The organism is Paenibacillus baekrokdamisoli (genome assembly GCF_003945345.1).
Lineage (GTDB): Bacteria > Bacillota > Bacilli > Paenibacillales > Paenibacillaceae > Paenibacillus_Z > Paenibacillus_Z baekrokdamisoli.
In genome coordinates, this window is sequence record NZ_AP019308.1 from 1509834 (window position 1) to 1526768 (window position 16935).

The following is a 16935-nucleotide window of genomic DNA, read 5'->3' on the forward strand; positions in this document are numbered from 1 at the left end:
TAAGCCGTTTCTTCTTGATTCCTGATGCTTAAAAATCGATGAAGTAAACGAATTTTCTACCTATCCATAATGATATGACCTTGTCCAAGTTCGATTTCAGTAAAGCCTGCCATATGTCGCAGTTGGAACTCGATTGGCCTATTTCGGCCAATGATAATGATATTCTTGGTGTCGGTGATACCCTCTGATCGGAGAGAAAAGGCTTTGGTATAGGCAAATTCTTCTTTTAGAGTCGTATAGATGGCGTTAATTAGCTTGTCATTTTCACCTTTGCCCATTACATTCATGATGATCGCTCCACGGGGATCCAGCTTTTCTCTGGCTATCCTGAAAAATTCCTTGGAGGTCAGATGAAGCGGAGTTCCCTTATCCGTGAAGGCGTCCAAAACAATATAATCATAGGCATGTGGCACTTCATTGCTCAGAATATGACGTCCATCACCAATAATCACATTATCCTTAAGGTATTCAAAATACTTCCTGCTGAGCTCAAATACTTGGTAGTCGAGCTCAGCTACTTTAACTCGCTTCTCTAACAAATGACCGGGGATCGTCCCAATGCCATGTCCGATGACGAACACCTCTTCGAATGACGGGTTATTAACCTCCATTAAGTGGATAATAGCTCGCGGATATTCAAACAAGATACGTTGTGGATGATTCAAATCCATCGCACCTTGTATGGCATGATTGGAGAACTGCATAACTCGAAAATTTCCCTTCTCGCCATATAACTCGGTCGTGTCATAAACCGTTATTTCATGATTATTGCTGAGTTCCTTAAACAGTAAATCCAAGTCAATGATCTCCTTCTGAGGTTAAACCGCATAGCAAAAAAGAGGTCAACCGAAAGTTCTGGTGACCTCATAATACGATAGGATGGGGTTAAACCTCAATGATTATGGGGAGAATCATCGGTCGTCTCTTTGTCTTGTTATATAAAAATTGTCCAACCGCTTCTTTAATACTTTGCTTCATAACGCCCCATTTGTTCACATTCGTTTCTTGCAAGTCGTTAATGGTCGTAATAACGAGTTGATTCACGTCATTCAAGAGATCTTCTGAACCGCGTACATACACGAATCCACGAGAAATCGTATCCGGCCCCGATACAATTTTTCCTTCCGTCTTACTAAGCGTGATCACAATGACAAGCATCCCATCCTCAGCAAGTTGTCTGCGATCACGCAATACAATGTTGCCAACATCGCCAATACCCAAACCATCTACTAGAATATTGCCCGCAGGAATCTTGCGACTTTGCTGGGCCACCGATTGATTAATGTCGACAACATCACCGTTATTGATTATATAAATGTTTTCCTTCTCCACGCCAACGGATTCTGCCAATAATCGGTGCTGGTACAGCATTCTAAATTCACCATGTATGGGGATAAAGTATTTTGGTTTCATTAAGGTCAGCATCAATTTCAGTTCCTCTTGGCTAGCATGTCCGGAAACATGCATACCCGTTACACTACCCGATCCATAAATCACTTTTGCGCCCAGAAGAAATAAATGATCGACAATATGTGCGACATTCCGTTCATTGCCTGGTATAGGCGAGGCAGCAATAATTACAGTATCTTCACGCATAATTTCGACTTGTCGATGGTTAGAGCTGGCTAGACGGGATAAAGCAGCCATCGGTTCTCCTTGGCTTCCCGTACATAATACTGCGACCTTATCAGGGGCCATTCGGTTAACTTCACTTGCATCAATCAACATCCCTTCGGGGACATTCAAATAACCAAGTTCTGATGCAACTGACACTACATTCACCATACTTCGTCCGAGCAACGCAAGCTTTCGGTTTGTTTTAAGTGCAGCATCGATAACTTGTTGTACACGATGAACATTAGAAGCGAAGGTAGAGATGAATATTTTGCGACGGGCCTTGGTGAAGGCATCTTCAATATGTTCACCTACAAGTCGTTCAGAAGGGGTAAAGCCAGGACGCTCCGCATTCGTGCTTTCGGACAAGAGGACTAGTACGCCCTCCTTACCAAGATCTGCCATTTTATGAATATCCGGATATTGATCATTTACAGGCGTTAAATCGAACTTAAAGTCACCGGTATGAACAACTGTACCTTCTGGGGTATGAAAGGCAACACCTAGACAATCGGGAATACTGTGATTGGTTTTAAAGAAGGTCAGGCGTATCGTGCCTAGCTCAATATTGGAATCGGAGTCAATCCGAAATAGCTGTGTTTGCCTAAGAAGTCGATGCTCTTTTAACTTCACTTCGATTAGCCCTAGGGTCAATCGCGATGCATATATGGGCATATCCAATTGTTTCAGCACGTAGGGAATGCCCCCAATATGATCTTCATGACCATGGGTCACAATTAAAGCTCGAATCTTATCCTTGTTTTCTTTTAGGTATGTAATATCCGGGATAATCAAGTCAATGCCTAATAAGCTTTCATCAGGAAACTTGGAGCCGCAGTCGATGACAACGATATCGTCCGCGTATTGTATGGCATACATATTCTTCCCAATTTCATTAATGCCACCTAAGGCAAAAATGGACAATGTAGGTGCTGCTGCATTCACATTAATATCCTCCATGTTTGAACGATTTGGTTTAATTATTCCCTTATAAAAAAACATTTATGTTTCTTAATAAAATTTGGATTGCCAAACTGTGTTAACTGGGTATAGAGGAGATACTGTCTTTAATGATACGATTGGACTCGTAACTTCAGAGCACAGATTTGCTGCTGTTGCGGGAGATTTAGAAAACATGCTATGCTTTATTAAAGTCTTTTTATAGATGATGACTGTAAGTAATGGAGGATTTTTATGCAACATATAACTGACTCATCCACGGAAAAAGGCATTTCTATCGGTATTATCGGGCAAGAAGTTTTAGTGAAGCGGATGATGAGGGTTCTGAAGTCTTTCCCTTCCTTCCGACCGATTCCGAAGATATATGAGAAAGAAGATGAGGCACCCGGGTTGGCGGAAGAAATCGCAGGTGATGTAGAAGCGATCCTCGTATCGGGACCCTTGCCGTACCACAGAATCCGGGAAGAAACGAGCCTGAAAGTGGCGCTGCATCATGTGCCTTTAACGGATACCAGCTTTTATCGGTCGTTGTCTCGGATAAAAAACGCACTTGGCCCAGAGAAGACGCTGCGTGTTTCGATCGATACGCTTGGGATGCAAATGGTGGCCAAATCGTTAAAAGAAATCAATGAATCCCGTATCGAAGCGACTCATTTTGACGGATCATCCTATCCCTCTCGTGAAGAGTTAATTACCTTCCATAGACGCCATTATGAGTCTGGGACATGTGATGTGGCAATGACAGCTGAAGGAGCGGTTGCTGAAGCGCTGTCTGAACGGGGCATTCCGAACGAATGGATTATACCGACTGATCAGAATATTACGGTTGCCCTAGAGAGAGCTTTGTTATCCACGGAAACCCGGCAGAGTAAAGAAGCGCAAATTGTTGTTGGGCTTCTGAACTTTGATCATTTTGAGAAGCGAATTCATACTCACGCCTCCGAGCATGAGGTCCAAAAGTTCAAGCTTGACATACATCGGATGCTGCTGGATTACGTAGAGTCGCTGGACGGTTACTTGACCCATCTCGGCGGAGACGAATATTTGTTCTTTACAACTCGGGGGATATTCGAAAGAGAGACTGGTGGGTACAAATCGATCCCGTTAGGCAGACATGCCTTTAAGAAATTCGGCCTCTCCCTTAGCATCGGAATCGGATTTGGCCGCTCTGCCAATGAAGCGGGTACACACGCGAGGGCTGCTTTGCGCAAATCGAAAGAAGCGGGTGGAGATACATGTTTTATCGTCCGGGAGGATAAGACATTAATCGGCCCGCTTGCGATGGCAGATCCGCTGGAGTTTGTATTGTCTATGACGGATGCGGGATTAATCAAGAAGGCAGAGGAGGCGGGAATGACCTCCGTATATTTAAGCAAGCTGATGGCTCAAGTGGCTCGAACCGGTAGAACGGACTATATGGTACACGAGCTGGCTGCTATATTGGATATTACCGTGAGGAGTACACATCGGTTAGTGCTGCAGTGGATGGATCACGATTTGGTGCGGATCGCAGCGGTAGAGAAGGTTCCCAAAGGAAGACCGCGTCAAATTTTCCGCCTCTCTTTCCTGGAGGACAAAGTCGGGGGTTAAATCTAAGCAGCAGTCGTTCTTAATGTATTAGGGAGATCAGAATAGTTAATCATCAGAGCAGTCTATGACTATATTTTATAGTCTTGACTGTTCTTATTTATTTTCATGCAATCAGACTACGCTTATTTATAGACAATTTAAAGATTTGTCTTTTAAGTTGACCGATACTATGATTAAGCTATTCGGTAAACATAGAAGGGAGATCTGGACAAATGAGAACCATAGAAGAACTGGAGGCTAAGCTATCCGAGCCCTCAGAAGCACTCATTAAAGACATAAAGGAAATTGACGGGGATATTCTGCTGCTGGGTGTCGGAGGGAAGATGGGACCGAGCTTGGCTAGACTGCTAATGAATGCGATAAAGCAAGCGGGTGTCGACAAAAAAGTAATTGGGGTGTCTCGCTTTTCGGAAGCAGGGCTGCAAGAGCAGCTGGAGGCCGAAGGCATCCAGACAATCGCCTGCGATTTGTTCGATGATGAGAAGCTTCAAGGCTTGCCGGATGTTGAGAATGTGATCTATATGGCCGGCAATAAATTTGGTACGACTGGCAACGAATCTTTTACATGGGCGATGAACGCTTATCTTCCCGGCAGAGTTGCAGAGAAGTATCGGAATTCACGAATCGTCGTATTCTCCTCAGGTAACGTGTATCCCTTTACGCCGGTAGGTTACGGTGGTGCGAGCGAATCCGTATCGCCGTCACCGATCGGGGAATATGGTCAATCGTGTTTGGGTAGAGAACGCATTTTTGAGCACTTTTCAAAGAAGTATATGATTCCAATGGTCATTTACAGACTCAACTATGCTATTGATATGCGATACGGCGTTCTGCTGGAAATCGCCAAATCAGTCAAAGCCGGAAAACCGATCAATCTAACCATGGGTCATGCGAATGTCATTTGGCAAGGGGATGCTAACGAAATTGCCATACGCTCCTTGCTTGCTTGCGAAGCACCTGTTAATTTCCTGAACGTCACAGGACCGGAGACGATGTCGATCCGCTGGGCTGCAGAAGAGTTCGGCAAACGTTTTAGAACCGAGCCCGCGTTCGAAGGGGTTGAAGCCGAAAATGCACTTCTGAATAATGCGACAAAATGTCATCAACGATTTGGCTATCCACGCGTATCGCTTCTGCAAATGATCGACTGGATGGCTGAATGGGTAGAGGCTGGCGGAGCAACTTTGAACAAACCCACTCATTTTCAAGAGAGAAAGGGGAAATTCTAATCGTGAGCCATGCAAAAGAGTTATCATCTGAGCAGAAGCACGCGCTTCATGACGGATTAGTGATCCCGGCTCATCCGCTTGCGCTGGACGAGAATCGCCGATTGGATGAAACGTATCAAAGGGCTTTGACCCGCTATTATATAGCCTCAGGAGCGGGTGGGATTGCTGTAGGCGTCCATTCGACGCAGTTTGAAATCCGCGATCCGAAGTTCGGTTTTTATGAAAAGGTGCTTCGTTTAGCTGCTGAAGAGGTTGATCGGGGTAAACTTGAGCGCCCGTTTATCCGTGTTGCTGGTATATGCGGTCCTACAGAGCAAGCGCTGAGCGAAGCTGAGATTTCGGCGGGACTCGGTTACGAAGCGGGTCTGCTCAGCATGGGTGGTCTGCAAGAATGGTCGGAATTGGACATACTGAAACGAACGGAAAAAGTAGCGGAGGTCATTCCCGTCATTGGCTTTTATTTGCAGCCTTCCGTAGGCGGGAAGGTGTTCAGCTTCGACTTTTGGCGGGCATTCGCTGATATTCCAGGTGTCATTGCAATCAAAATGGCTCCCTTTAACCGCTATCAGACAATCGATGTTGTACGTGCGGTCTGTTATTCCGAACGCAGAGATGACATTGCCTTGTATACGGGGAATGACGATAATATTATTAATGATCTACTGACAGTTTACCAATTCCAGGTGCAAGACCGTATCGTTAAAAAAAGAATCGTCGGGGGGCTGCTCGGACATTGGGCTGTCTGGACGAATAAAGCGGTGGAGCTGCTGGAGGAGATAAAAAGGGTTCGCATTCAAGAGAGCATTTTACCGGAATGGCTGACTCGCAATATCGAAGTGACGGACTCCAATGCGGCATTTTTCGATCCGGCCCATGGGTTTGCCGGTTGTATCCCAGGGATTCATGAGGTACTGCGTAGGCAAGGACTGTTGAGAGGAATTTGGTGCTTGAATCCGCACGAAAGCCTCTCCAAAGGTCAAATGGAAGAGATCGATCGGGTTTATCGGGATTATCCACATTTGAACGATGATGCTTTTGTTAAGGAACATCTCTCTTATTGGCTGTCATAGAAGGTAGTGATTAGATATGCGCTTTAAAGATGTGTTTTCCATTATTGGACCGGGGATGATTGGACCGTCTAGTTCGCATACGGCGGGGGCTGTCCGATTAGGAAGAGTTGCACGTGAGCTGTTCGGTGGACAGCCCAAGCAGGCTGATATACTATTCTACGGTTCTTTGGCGGCAACATACAGCGGACACGGAACGGATTTAGCCGTGACTGCTGGACTGCTGCAGTTCGAAACAGATGACGAACGAATTCCGGAGTCGCTGCATTTTGCCGATGAGATGGGAATTAGGGTGACATTTCAGACGAGCAGAGGACCTGCCATTCATCCGAATACCTTGACTATTACATTACGTTCGGGACGCCGACGCTATAAGATGACTGGCTGCTCAATCGGCGGAGGGAACATCGAAGTGGTGGAAGTGAACGGGTTTGATCTCAAATTTACGGCCAATTATCCGACCTTGATCGTATACCACGAAGATCGTCCCGGCGTGCTTGCAGACCTCACAAGGTTATTAAGTGATGCTAAGGTCAATATCGGTTATATGGATGTTGACCGCAAAGGCAGGCTTGGGCATGCCGCAACCGTCATCGAAACCGATGGAGAAATACGGGAGGAATTGCTCAAGAAGATCAAACAGCTGGATAATGTGAAAAGCTTGAGTTACATCCATTTGAACGGCGGTGTTCGGAGTTGAGGTTCAGCACTCTAAAGGAATTGGCGCTCGTGTGTGTGAGTGAAGGAAAGCCGATCCATCTCATTATGTTAGAGGACCAGGCGAAGGAGTCCGGGCGGACAGCGGAGCAGGAATGGGACAAAATGAAAGATTATTACGGTATCATGAAGGAAGCCGTAATCAAAGGGATCTCGTCAGAAAAAACTTCCCGCAGTGGTCTAACTGGCGGAGACGCGAAACGGGTGTATGAATATACCCATCGTCCGGACGCATCGTTGGAGCCGTTCACGGGTAAGGCGATGGCATATGCACTTGCGGTATCAGAAGTGAATGCCTCAATGGGGCGTATCGTGGCTACACCGACTGCCGGATCTTGCGGCGTTATACCAGGTGTATTCGTCAGCAGCCAAGAGCGGTTTGGATGGACTGACGATCATATGGTGAACGGTCTATTCACTGCTGGAGCAATTGGCTATATCATCGCGAACAATTCTTTTATATCCGGAGCGGAAGGCGGCTGCCAAGCTGAAATCGGCTCTGCAATCGGGATGGCGGCTGGTGCTCTTGTCGAACTGAAGGGTGGAACTCCGGCACAAGCGGTTCACGCTGTCGGATTGGCGCTAAAAAACACACTCGGTTTGATATGTGATCCAGTAGGGGGATTGGTGGAAATTCCATGTATTGTCCGCAACGGGTTCGGAGCGGTGAATGCACTGGCGGCCGCCGATATGGCACTTTCCGGTGTGAGAAGCGTCATTCCTTCGGACGAAGTCATTCAAGTCATGCTTGAAGTAGGGAGCGCAATGCCAGACATTCATCGTGAGACGGCAAGAGGAGGATTGGCGCAGACACCAACCGGCAAACAAATAATTGAGCAGCTGACCAAAAACAAAAAGAAGCCTCTTTTGTAATCGGCTTCCAGCCGTCAAATAGATCATTTTGCTGAAGTTCTCGACTTGGTAGAGGTGCTGTAATATACAGCGCCTCTACCTTTTCTTTTAGGACTTCTATGTTTCATGGGCAGGATAACGTAATAACTTTCTTTATTGAAATTGAAAGCTGATTCGAATGCAATATAATTGGTTAATTCAATAAAAGATTTATTAATGAGGTCTCGATTACCATATTATTGGTATCGAGACTTTTTGTTTTCATATAGTGATGCACTCTTGATGGCTGTCAAAGCATTCGCGCCAGCCTCTCTTGAACGGTTTGAAACTTCAAGTCTGGATAAAGTTCGGCGGCCTCTACCGCATTGGGGAGCGCTTGATGTGGCCCCGAGAGGACTTTGAACCTCAGACCTGCGGTTTAGGAAACCGTAAATTTCTAAATTAATTCTGTCTCAGCGTAAAAACCCGCTGTGCTTTCTCTTACGAGGAGCCATTTGAGACCGATCAATGATGATGGTCAGAAGAATGGTTTTGTAGTCCTAACTCTCAAGGTTACCTCTAAGAGGTTATCGACCTTTTGGTTTTCTTATAGAAATATTTTTCTGAATTTTCTGTTAATGAGGTGATGAGATTTTATGTAACGCTAGTAAATGTCAACCAATGATTCTACTTTAAGTTAATAGTAAAAATAACTGTTAGTAGTTTAAACATAGGTATCATAGAAATGCAACGATTTAAGTTCAAGTTTGGAAAATCAGCAACTTTGCATAGTGCAGCTTCAAGTCAAAGAAACTGTGATGTTTAAGAGAAGTTCCCTTTTGATGAATCGAATTTTAAGGTTCTATTAATTTGCTTATGCTATACTCACGCTTTGAAAGAATAACAGATGAAGGAGAATGACTTTGCGCAATGTACCTTATAAACGAATCGGATGGACGCTCGCGGGATTGTTGATAGTTGGACTAGCGCTGAATCTCTTCCTGCAGGCTGCTTCTTTGAATATGAATGGCGAAAGCGCGCTGGCTTGGATGACAGAACATATCTGGATTTACCTGGTAGGCGGACTTTTCTTTTTCTTTGTGTTACTGGCGGTGGTGTCCGTTGTTGGCAACGTCTACATGGGTACGCTGATCGTTGTAGTTGTGGGCGCGCTGGTCGGGACGGCCGATTATAAGAAACTGAACGCCACAGGCGAGCCGCTGTTTCCGTGGGATATGATGCTGCTTCGCAATGCCAAGGAAATGGGCCAGATCACAAAAGGGATGATTTCTCCCTTTTATATTCTAGTGGCGCTGGTAATCATCGCCGCAGTTGTTTACCTGACATTCAAGATGCCCAAGGTCCGGATTCCGCTTGTGATTCGAGCCGGCTATGTTGTTGTTTCAATTGCGGCTGTCATTGGCTTCGTACAGCTGATGGGCGGCAATCATTCGAAACTGTTCAGAGCTATAAACTATCAGAACCTATTCTGGACTCAAAAGGCCAATTATACCGAGAATGGCTTCCTGTTCGCATTTGCGGCCAATCTGAAGCAGGATCTGATCGACGAGCCCGAAGGCTACAGTGAATCGGCAGTGACCGCGATTGCTCGCAAATACAGCCAAGCTTCCAATTCGGCATCTTCGGTCGCGTTGGCGGAACAGCCGAACATCATGTTTATGATGGATGAGGCTTTCTTCGACTCGACCCGTCTGCCCACGTTCTCGTTCAGTGAAGATCCGCTATCTTTTATTCATAGCGAGGAGAAGTCGACGCCGTCAGGGTATATGCTCTCGCCGGAGTTCGGCGGAAATACGGCGAATATTGAATTCGAAGCGTTAACCGGGGAGTCCATGTATTTTTTGAAGGACGGCTCCATTCCCTATCAGGAAAAAATCGTTAAGGAATCGTCGCTGCCGTCTATTGTCAGCATTCTAAAAGCCCGAGGATACCAGGCGCTGGCACTGCATCCCTTTGACGAAACGTTCTATAACCGCAATCGAGTATATCCGATTCTTGGATTCGACAGGTTTACGAGTCAAGCTGACTTGCAGAATGCGCAGAGAATTACACCAAATGGATATATTTCTGATATGGCTGCTGTGAAGGAAGCGATTCAAGAATTGCAATCCGCAGAAAAGCCAACCTTTCTTCATCTGGTGACGATGCAAAACCATTTTCCGTTCACCAAGGGACTGAACGGACCGAATACAGTAAAGGTAAATGGCGTGAAGCCGGAGCGCAAAGATGAGCTGGAAACCTATGTGCAGGATACGAAGCTGACGGATCAGGCTCTTGCCTATCTGCATCACGCGATACAGTCGCTCAAACGGCCGACGATCGTCGTGTTCTGGGGCGATCACTTACCGGCATTATCTGCAGATATTTACACGCAAGCGGGCTGGGATGTTCTTCCGAAGCAGAAGCATGAGACACCTCTCTTGTTTATGGCCAACTTCGATATTGGCAAGCAACCGATAGGTACGTTAAGTCCAGCGTTCATCGGACCGACCGTCTTCGAGCTTACGGGGCAGCAGCTGCCTCCATATTACAAACTGCTGGTCAAAGTAAAGAACGAGATTCCGGGCCTAAGCAAAAATGTGCTCACCAGCTCCGATGCGGTATTGCAAAATTTGACGGCTGAACAGAAGTCGTTACTTGATGATTACCGTATGATTGAATACGACTTGCTCGCAGGAAACCGTTATTCGGAACCGATTCTGTTTCCTAAATCGATGGGAAGCTGATTAATTCGGTAACTCCTGTGTGACCGAAACCGTTGCTTCGCGCGCGCGGGAAGAGAAGATGGCCGGCTGTAAGATAGTCCTTGCGATCGGCGGCTATTTGCAGGAGAGCTGCTGTGCGTAATGCTGGAGGTTATGGTTTCACAATTGATTTGGAAAGTGACGGTGGTTCATCTCATGCTTTTAATCATCGTGGATATATGGAATATCAATATTCTAAGGATTGTAACCAATCCCACACTTGTATATGCATTTTCCACATGCAGTCGGTAAACTGAAGAAAACGCAGCATTTATTAACATTTTCTAGAATGGTGGCGTTTATTTTAACCAATTCCATAGTCCTTACCTTGGAAAAAATAAAATGAATTTTTCCATAATTGATTGAGTGAAGTGATATAGAAAAAGCCAAATAAATATAGAATGAAGCAGATAGGGCAGCCTATCTGCTTTTTCATGCAAAGATACAATTATGGTATTCGTTATTCAGTCGGAGATACATAAAACAAAAACTTGGACTAGAGAAAGGGAATTACAACCAAACGCTTAAGAACTTGTATAACATGATTAAATGGAATCACAAATTTGATTCAGAACGAAAGCCATTAATTGATAAGATGTTGTATTCGTTTGACTACAAAGTACAAAAATTCAAAAGCAATAAACACGTTATAGAATCTTATCTCGATAAGACTTGTTGAACTAACGAGGAGTTGTCTATATGCTAACAAAAAAACAGAACCCATAAGAAAAATGTCCGGTTTATGAAACAGAGCAATTTGTTTTTAGATTGGTTCAACTGGAAGACGCATAAGAGTTACTTTCCTATTATTCTGATCCGGATTCAGTTGAATTTTTCAACAGTGATAATTGCACCAGTAATTTTGTATTTCGATCGTTAGATGAAATGAAAAAATGTATTCAATTTTGGATTCATGAATACGAGAATCAAAATTATATTCGATTTAGCATCGTTGACAATATAAACTATAGAGCGGTTCGGATTATTTCATTTTTTGCAAAAAACGAAATGTTTGAAGGCTTTGGAAAGGTGGGCGTTTTACGAATCGATCTTGCAAGTATTATGACAAAAGCCATTCCAACAGCAAAACAAAGAGTCATTGCTTTAAAAAATAGTGGATACCAAGAATTAATGAGCAACCCAATCATGCCATTTGAGCATTATTACGTAAAAGCCAGATGAGACTTCATTTCAAATCGGAAATATTCTATGTCTTATCGCATGGCGTTATTTGTTCAACGGATAACGAGAGTTTAATAAACAGCAGGAGAAGGCAGTCGGCCTAAAGTGGTCGGCTGCCTTTGCTCAACTAAACCGAGTAACGGGCAGAAAATATGGATAAATGTTACAATTGGACAATTGAAGAAATTCTTCGTGAGATCAGGGATAAAAAATAAACAAACAACCTTCAATTCCCATAACAAATTGCTCGAAACCTAAAATAGAACATATTAAAGTAGATCCTAGAAGAAGTGTATTAAACTTAGTGGGTGGAATGATTAGCAATACTCAAATTCGGAGGTATAGAGCTTCTTCACTTTGTATCATTAAGATAGCTGGTTCAATATTGTTGGAACAGTTTCCCGTATAGGACGGCGTTATTACATTCCTTCCAGTTGAAAGAACCAATGATGGCTGTCAAAACGAACGGCAGCTTTCGTTGTGCTAACGGACAGCATAAATGGTATAGCGAATTATCAAAATTCAATTAGTTCTTGAAAAAAATAGGATATCATCTATAATCATACATAGATAATCAATGCATTGTTAAACGATGCATTGGAATAGGAGAGTTACATGAACATTAACAAGGAGCTCATGAAGGGTAGTACAGTGATCTTAATTTTGACGCTGTTGGAGAGTAGGGATATGTATGGATATGAAATGACAAAAGAAATTGAACGAAGATCGGACGGTATTTTTACATTTAAAGAAGGCACACTGTATCCTATTCTACATACACTTGAGGTTGAGAGATTTGTGGAGGCCTATTGGAATGAGGAAGGTGGACGAAAACGTAAATATTATCGAATCACAAAAGAAGGACTCAAGAAACTCGGTGAGAAGCAACGAGAATGGTCGTTGTTTAGCACTACTGTTGACCGTGTGATCGGGGAGGGCCATGCATGAGTAATAAAATAGAACATCATCCATTAGTCTATGCCTATCTCCAAAGGGTGCGCGCTCAGGTTAAGGCTAAAGAGCTTCATGATGACATTAGGTTTGAAATGTTGAACCATCTGGAGGAAAGGGTAGATGAGAAGATCGAACAAGGTGGTAAGACTGAGGAGGAGGCTATAGAAGAGGCTCTCAGACAAATGGGTGATCCAGACTTAGTTGGTAAGCAACTGCATGCTGTTCATAAGCCGAAACTGGAATGGAGCGTGTTTGCACTGGTCGCGGTTATGATCGTCATCGGGCTCGTCTCGCTAGTTTCCTTGAAGTTTTCGCTAAATCTATTAGTTGGACGCAAGCTTTTTTTCGGCTTTGTGGGAGTAGCGGCTATGATTGTGCTTTATTTTGTTGATTATCGCAGAATGCTGGGTTATTCCAAGATTTTATACGGAATGACACTACTTCTTATGGCGATAGCTAAATTGCAAGGTACTCAAGGCCCCGATCAGTGGATTGGAATTGGCTCATTTGGTATTCATGTGTACGCGATGTCTCCTTATTTGCTTATTATCGCCATTGCGGGCATGCTTCAGAAAGAGAAGTTAGAAGTCAAAAGCATTAGTCAGAAAGCACTGTTGGTTCTAGCTAAGGATGCAGCAATCTACATGCTGATTCCCACGATATTCTATCTGATGGCTCCAGCATTCACATATTTAGTAATCTATTCCTTAAGTCTAGCCATGCTTCTGTTAGTTGCTGGGAAGAGGAAGTTGCTGTTAACCGGAATTGGTATACTTGCTCTTTTGCTCAGTCGGTTAATTCATTCCCAATCATTTTATTATACTTGGCAGCGTTTTACCGCCTTTTTTCCTCCAGTTACGGATAGAAAAGGATTTGGTTTTCTTACAATGCGCTCTGTAGAAGCCATTCATTCAGGCGGCATGTGGGGGCAAGGAGTAGGAGTAGTAAACAGCAAGCTGCCATATGTATCGAGTGAGATGATTTATTCCTATTTGGTTTACAGTCTGGGATGGGTATTCGGCATTACCCTTGCCGTTATTACGTTATTGTTCATAGTAAGAGTCACTCGTATGGGCTTTAAGCTTCAGAATGATTATGCAAAAAGTTTGGTTGTAGGGCTTTCATTAGTATTTGGCATACAATATGTATGGAATTTGCTGATGTCCATAGGCTTGCTCCCTATACTTGGAGGAATGTCCCTGCCAATAATAAATTGGACTTCCGTCACGATGATTGAGCTGGGAGCGGTCGGACTAATGCTCAGCGCGTACAGACGTAAAGACATTATCGTTAGTTCCTATCGTCATCAAATAACTAAAGTTTAAATATAGATCGAGAAAATCTCGTTGAAAGTTGGATGCTCTAATGGTATGGAGAGAAAGCCTCCCGGCACACCTAAAGCGCACAGGTCAATCTGTCAACTGGCGTCAGCATAATACCAGAGAAGCCGATTCCACTGGCTTTTACGACGGAATGCGGATTTGTTATCGTCATATAGGCCTGCTTATGAAAATAGGAACGATGAATTATGTAACATTTCAGCTCCTTTTACGTCGGATAAGTAAAAGGTGATGGAAGAGGTGATTTTTTTTGAATATTAGATTACTACCTCTAATCCTTGTGCTATCTTTTTTCTTGATTTCACATAACGCAACTGCATGTAGTCCTAAAGAGTGGTCATATGAAATTCTGGAAAAAGAATCAATCGCTATTATTTATGGTGAAGTTACAGAAATTAAAAATGACGGAAGGAGGGCAACTTTAAAGGTCATAAAGTATGTCGGACCTGGTGTTGCCCCACAAATAGTGCGCTTGCCGTCTACAGCATCTAGTCAGAAAACAAATGACGATCCTTGTCCGGACTTCTCAATGAAGTTCCAAAAAGGGAAAAAGTATCTTGTTTTTTTGAAGGAGATTGGAAAGACCCCGGCGTTGCTTTATTCGGACTCGACAACTTCTTTAGAAGTTCAAAGGAATAAGGTAATGGTGAACATGCAAGAAGAAAAAGTAGATGTGGATGCTTTAGTTCAAAAATATGCTGAGTTTCATCTTCAAGAGGTTAAAGCCCCGAATCAAAATGCTCCTAGCTGGGGTACGCAAAATGACAAGAAATTGATTATTTTATCCACATTAGTAATTCTAATGGGCATTGGAATAATTTGTTTTTTTATAAAAAGAAGAATGCACAACCCAAAACTTTAGGCCCGTTGGGTAATCTTACAGTACCAGCTGCAGCTGGAAGGTATTGTTTACCTGCATGCAGCTTATTCACGATTGGAAGGGCAACCAAAAACCTATGTTCAGCATGAAATGGGGCAGGATGCTCATTAAATTATCGAATTATTGGATCATGGTGCGAAACTCTTCGTATGCGGAGACGGAAGTAAAATGGCTCCTTATGTAGAAGAAACGTTGGAAAAAGCGTATCATACTATTCATGGTGTCAATGAGGAGAAGTTCAAAATCTGATAGACTGCCCGATTACTAAAAGAAAGTTTCAAAGACAGTTTTATTATTTGGAGGCGCTGGAGTGAAGTTTAAGTTATTGAAGGTAATAGGATTGATTGTTATATTCGTATTATTAACGGGATGCGCATCGGGAACAGCCCACATTATTATTAAGAAAGATGGTAGTGTAGATTTAAAGATTAGCGCGCGCATTGATTCACGTACCTTGAAGTTGATAGGCGCCCAAATGGAAGATACGCTAGAGACGAAAGCAAAGGAAGAAGGCTATCAGTATAATAAAACGCAAACCGAAGAATATGTGGATTACCAAATTTCCAGAACATTTGCTTCCGCAGATGAGATGAAAAAGGCTTTTGGTAATACCAATGATTCTACGATGAATGTTAGTAAAACGGATCGTCTATTCTACACAAAATATACGATTGACGGTCAAATTGAAATGAACGCATATACGAATGGAATGATTCAAAGTATAGAAAAACTGAACGTACCCAAGCCGCTTATTACTCTGCTTCTTCGTCAGTTTGTATTTAATTTAAAAATCACCTTTCCGCTTAACTTAATTGGAGACAATAATGCAAACGAAGTTACGGGAAAAACGTTAACTTGGCAGGTTCCCTTGACGGAGGATAAACCCTTTCACCTTGAGTTTTTTGTCCCTAATGTGAAAAACATCATCTATATAATCGCAGGACTCATAGTATTTGTGATCGTAATTGTAATTTTCTTTGTTAGGAAGAGGAGAAGAAAGAGGAAAGTTTGATTTGATGGGAAGTAGGGTCAATAAAAAGGCTGAGCAGGGTGCAATCACACTCTGCTCAGCCTTTATTTGTCGCTTATTTATAATACGAAGTAGAGAGAGGCACGAACATGCCAAGATTTTTACCGGGGTTCACAAACTTATAGAAAACGAAGACTTCATCTTCTTGAGCCACTTTTACTTCGATTGTTTTCAGACCATCTGCCTCTGTCACATTATCTTGCTTAAGCAATCTACCTTCGCTGTCTTGAACCGCTATCTCTATTTCTGTATCAATAGCAGCAATTTGTAAATATAAAGTTTGGAATTTTTTATTCGGCGTTAGCATGAAATTGGCGTTGTGGAAATCTTCTCTTACGTTGTATACTTCCGTATAATCCTTGCCTCTGTATTTAGTCAGATTAGGGTCTTTAATGGAAAGTGGGAAAGATTGAGCCGCATTAAGTGGAGTACCGTCAACTTTTTCACCAATCAAAACACTATTCGTTGCGGTATCAAAGTCAACAGCTACACTCAACGAGGAGGATATTGCTCTTACAGGAAGATAGGTACTGCCATTATATGTAATCGGAGTAACTGCTTTTCCTTTGGCGTCTACAAGTTGAACAGCTTTACCGTTTACTTTGACTTTAATATCGTTGTTTAGGTAAGCCTTGATTTCTTGCAAATGAGCGCCAGCGTAAACGCCGCTCGCACCGAAAAGCATAGAACAACCGACAATAGAAATAATCATTTTTTTCATAGAAATATAATTCTCTCCTTCTGATTGAATATGTGCATTCTCGTAATTATAGATT

15 protein-coding genes are annotated in these 16935 nt (G+C 43.2%); 12 read left to right on the forward strand and 3 right to left on the reverse strand.

All coding sequences use genetic code 11. The features are described 5' to 3' along the window. Positions 1-56: 56 nt before the first annotated feature. Positions 57-797, reverse strand: a complete 741-nt coding sequence (locus EKN16_RS06595; RefSeq protein WP_125654762.1) for a spermidine synthase — start codon at positions 795-797, stop codon at positions 57-59. Positions 798-885: 88 nt separating this feature from the next. Beyond that, complete coding sequence (locus EKN16_RS06600; protein ID WP_375782068.1) at positions 886-2559, reverse strand: ribonuclease J; 1674 nt, start codon at positions 2557-2559, stop codon at positions 886-888. A gap of 249 nt (positions 2560-2808) precedes the next feature. Here EKN16_RS06600 and EKN16_RS06605 point away from each other — a divergent pair, with 249 nt between their 5' ends. From EKN16_RS06605 to EKN16_RS06655, 12 genes are all read left to right on the forward strand, one after another. Beyond that, positions 2809-4164, forward strand: a complete 1356-nt coding sequence (locus tag EKN16_RS06605) for a GGDEF domain-containing protein (RefSeq protein ID WP_125654766.1) — start codon at positions 2809-2811, stop codon at positions 4162-4164. Between the two features lie 212 nt (positions 4165-4376). Beyond that, positions 4377-5393 carry an NAD-dependent epimerase/dehydratase family protein gene (locus EKN16_RS06610; protein WP_125654768.1) on the forward strand — a complete coding sequence of 339 codons (1017 nt, stop codon included), beginning with the start codon at positions 4377-4379 and terminating at the stop codon, positions 5391-5393. 2 nt (positions 5394-5395) lie between these two features. Further along, positions 5396-6463: a dihydrodipicolinate synthase family protein gene (locus EKN16_RS06615; RefSeq protein ID WP_375782069.1), complete on the forward strand. Its 1068-nt coding sequence runs from the start codon at positions 5396-5398 to the stop codon at positions 6461-6463. Positions 6464-6479: 16 nt separating this feature from the next. Further along, positions 6480-7160, forward strand: coding sequence for an L-serine ammonia-lyase, iron-sulfur-dependent subunit beta (gene sdaAB, locus EKN16_RS06620; RefSeq protein ID WP_125654770.1), 681 nt, complete (start codon positions 6480-6482; stop codon positions 7158-7160). Beyond that, complete coding sequence (gene sdaAA, locus EKN16_RS06625; protein ID WP_125654772.1) at positions 7157-8050, forward strand: L-serine ammonia-lyase, iron-sulfur-dependent, subunit alpha; 894 nt, start codon at positions 7157-7159, stop codon at positions 8048-8050. Before sdaAB ends, sdaAA begins: the two co-directional genes overlap by 4 nt. Positions 8051-8931: 881 nt before the next feature. Further along, positions 8932-10755, forward strand: coding sequence for an LTA synthase family protein (locus EKN16_RS06630; RefSeq protein ID WP_183530747.1), 1824 nt, complete (start codon positions 8932-8934; stop codon positions 10753-10755). A gap of 903 nt (positions 10756-11658) precedes the next feature. Then, positions 11659-11955 (forward strand): hypothetical protein, encoded by a 297-nt coding sequence (locus EKN16_RS06635; RefSeq protein ID WP_125654776.1) that lies wholly within the window; start codon positions 11659-11661, stop codon positions 11953-11955. 615 nt (positions 11956-12570) lie between these two features. After that, positions 12571-12903, forward strand: a complete 333-nt coding sequence (locus EKN16_RS06640; RefSeq protein WP_125654779.1) for a PadR family transcriptional regulator — start codon at positions 12571-12573, stop codon at positions 12901-12903. After that, positions 12900-14234: an FtsW/RodA/SpoVE family cell cycle protein gene (locus tag EKN16_RS06645; RefSeq protein WP_125654781.1), complete on the forward strand. Its 1335-nt coding sequence runs from the start codon at positions 12900-12902 to the stop codon at positions 14232-14234. The genes EKN16_RS06640 and EKN16_RS06645 overlap by 4 nt, the downstream gene beginning before the upstream one ends. 265 nt (positions 14235-14499) lie before the next feature. Then, the gene (locus EKN16_RS06650) at positions 14500-15111 is read left to right on the forward strand and encodes a hypothetical protein (RefSeq protein ID WP_125654783.1); all 612 of its coding nucleotides are present in this window, start codon (positions 14500-14502) and stop codon (positions 15109-15111) included. Positions 15112-15252: 141 nt separating this feature from the next. After that, positions 15253-15378: a hypothetical protein gene (locus tag EKN16_RS33435; RefSeq protein ID WP_269462722.1), complete on the forward strand. Its 126-nt coding sequence runs from the start codon at positions 15253-15255 to the stop codon at positions 15376-15378. 61 nt (positions 15379-15439) lie between these two features. After that, a complete protein-coding gene (locus EKN16_RS06655) occupies positions 15440-16141 on the forward strand; it encodes a DUF3153 domain-containing protein (RefSeq protein WP_125654785.1) in 702 nt (233 codons plus the stop codon). Between the two features lie 73 nt (positions 16142-16214). Here EKN16_RS06655 and EKN16_RS06660 read toward each other — a convergent pair whose 3' ends face one another. Then, positions 16215-16880 (reverse strand): stalk domain-containing protein, encoded by a 666-nt coding sequence (locus EKN16_RS06660; RefSeq protein WP_125654787.1) that lies wholly within the window; start codon positions 16878-16880, stop codon positions 16215-16217. Positions 16881-16935: the final 55 nt, after the last annotated feature.

Excerpts from the sequence above, each read along its gene's own strand:
- EKN16_RS06640 (WP_125654779.1), top strand. The coding sequence starts at position 12,571 with ATGAACATTAACAAGGAGCTCATGAAGGGTAGTACAGTGATCTTAATT.
- EKN16_RS06610 (WP_125654768.1), top strand. The coding sequence starts at position 4,377 with ATGAGAACCATAGAAGAACTGGAGGCTAAGCTATCCGAGCCCTCAGAA.
- EKN16_RS06645 (WP_125654781.1), top strand. The coding sequence starts at position 12,900 with ATGAGTAATAAAATAGAACATCATCCATTAGTCTATGCCTATCTCCAA.
- EKN16_RS06635 (WP_125654776.1), top strand. The coding sequence starts at position 11,659 with ATGAAAAAATGTATTCAATTTTGGATTCATGAATACGAGAATCAAAAT.
- EKN16_RS06660 (WP_125654787.1), bottom strand. The coding sequence starts at position 16,880 with ATGAAAAAAATGATTATTTCTATTGTCGGTTGTTCTATGCTTTTCGGT.
- EKN16_RS06605 (WP_125654766.1), top strand. The coding sequence starts at position 2,809 with ATGCAACATATAACTGACTCATCCACGGAAAAAGGCATTTCTATCGGT.
- sdaAB (WP_125654770.1), top strand. The coding sequence starts at position 6,480 with ATGCGCTTTAAAGATGTGTTTTCCATTATTGGACCGGGGATGATTGGA.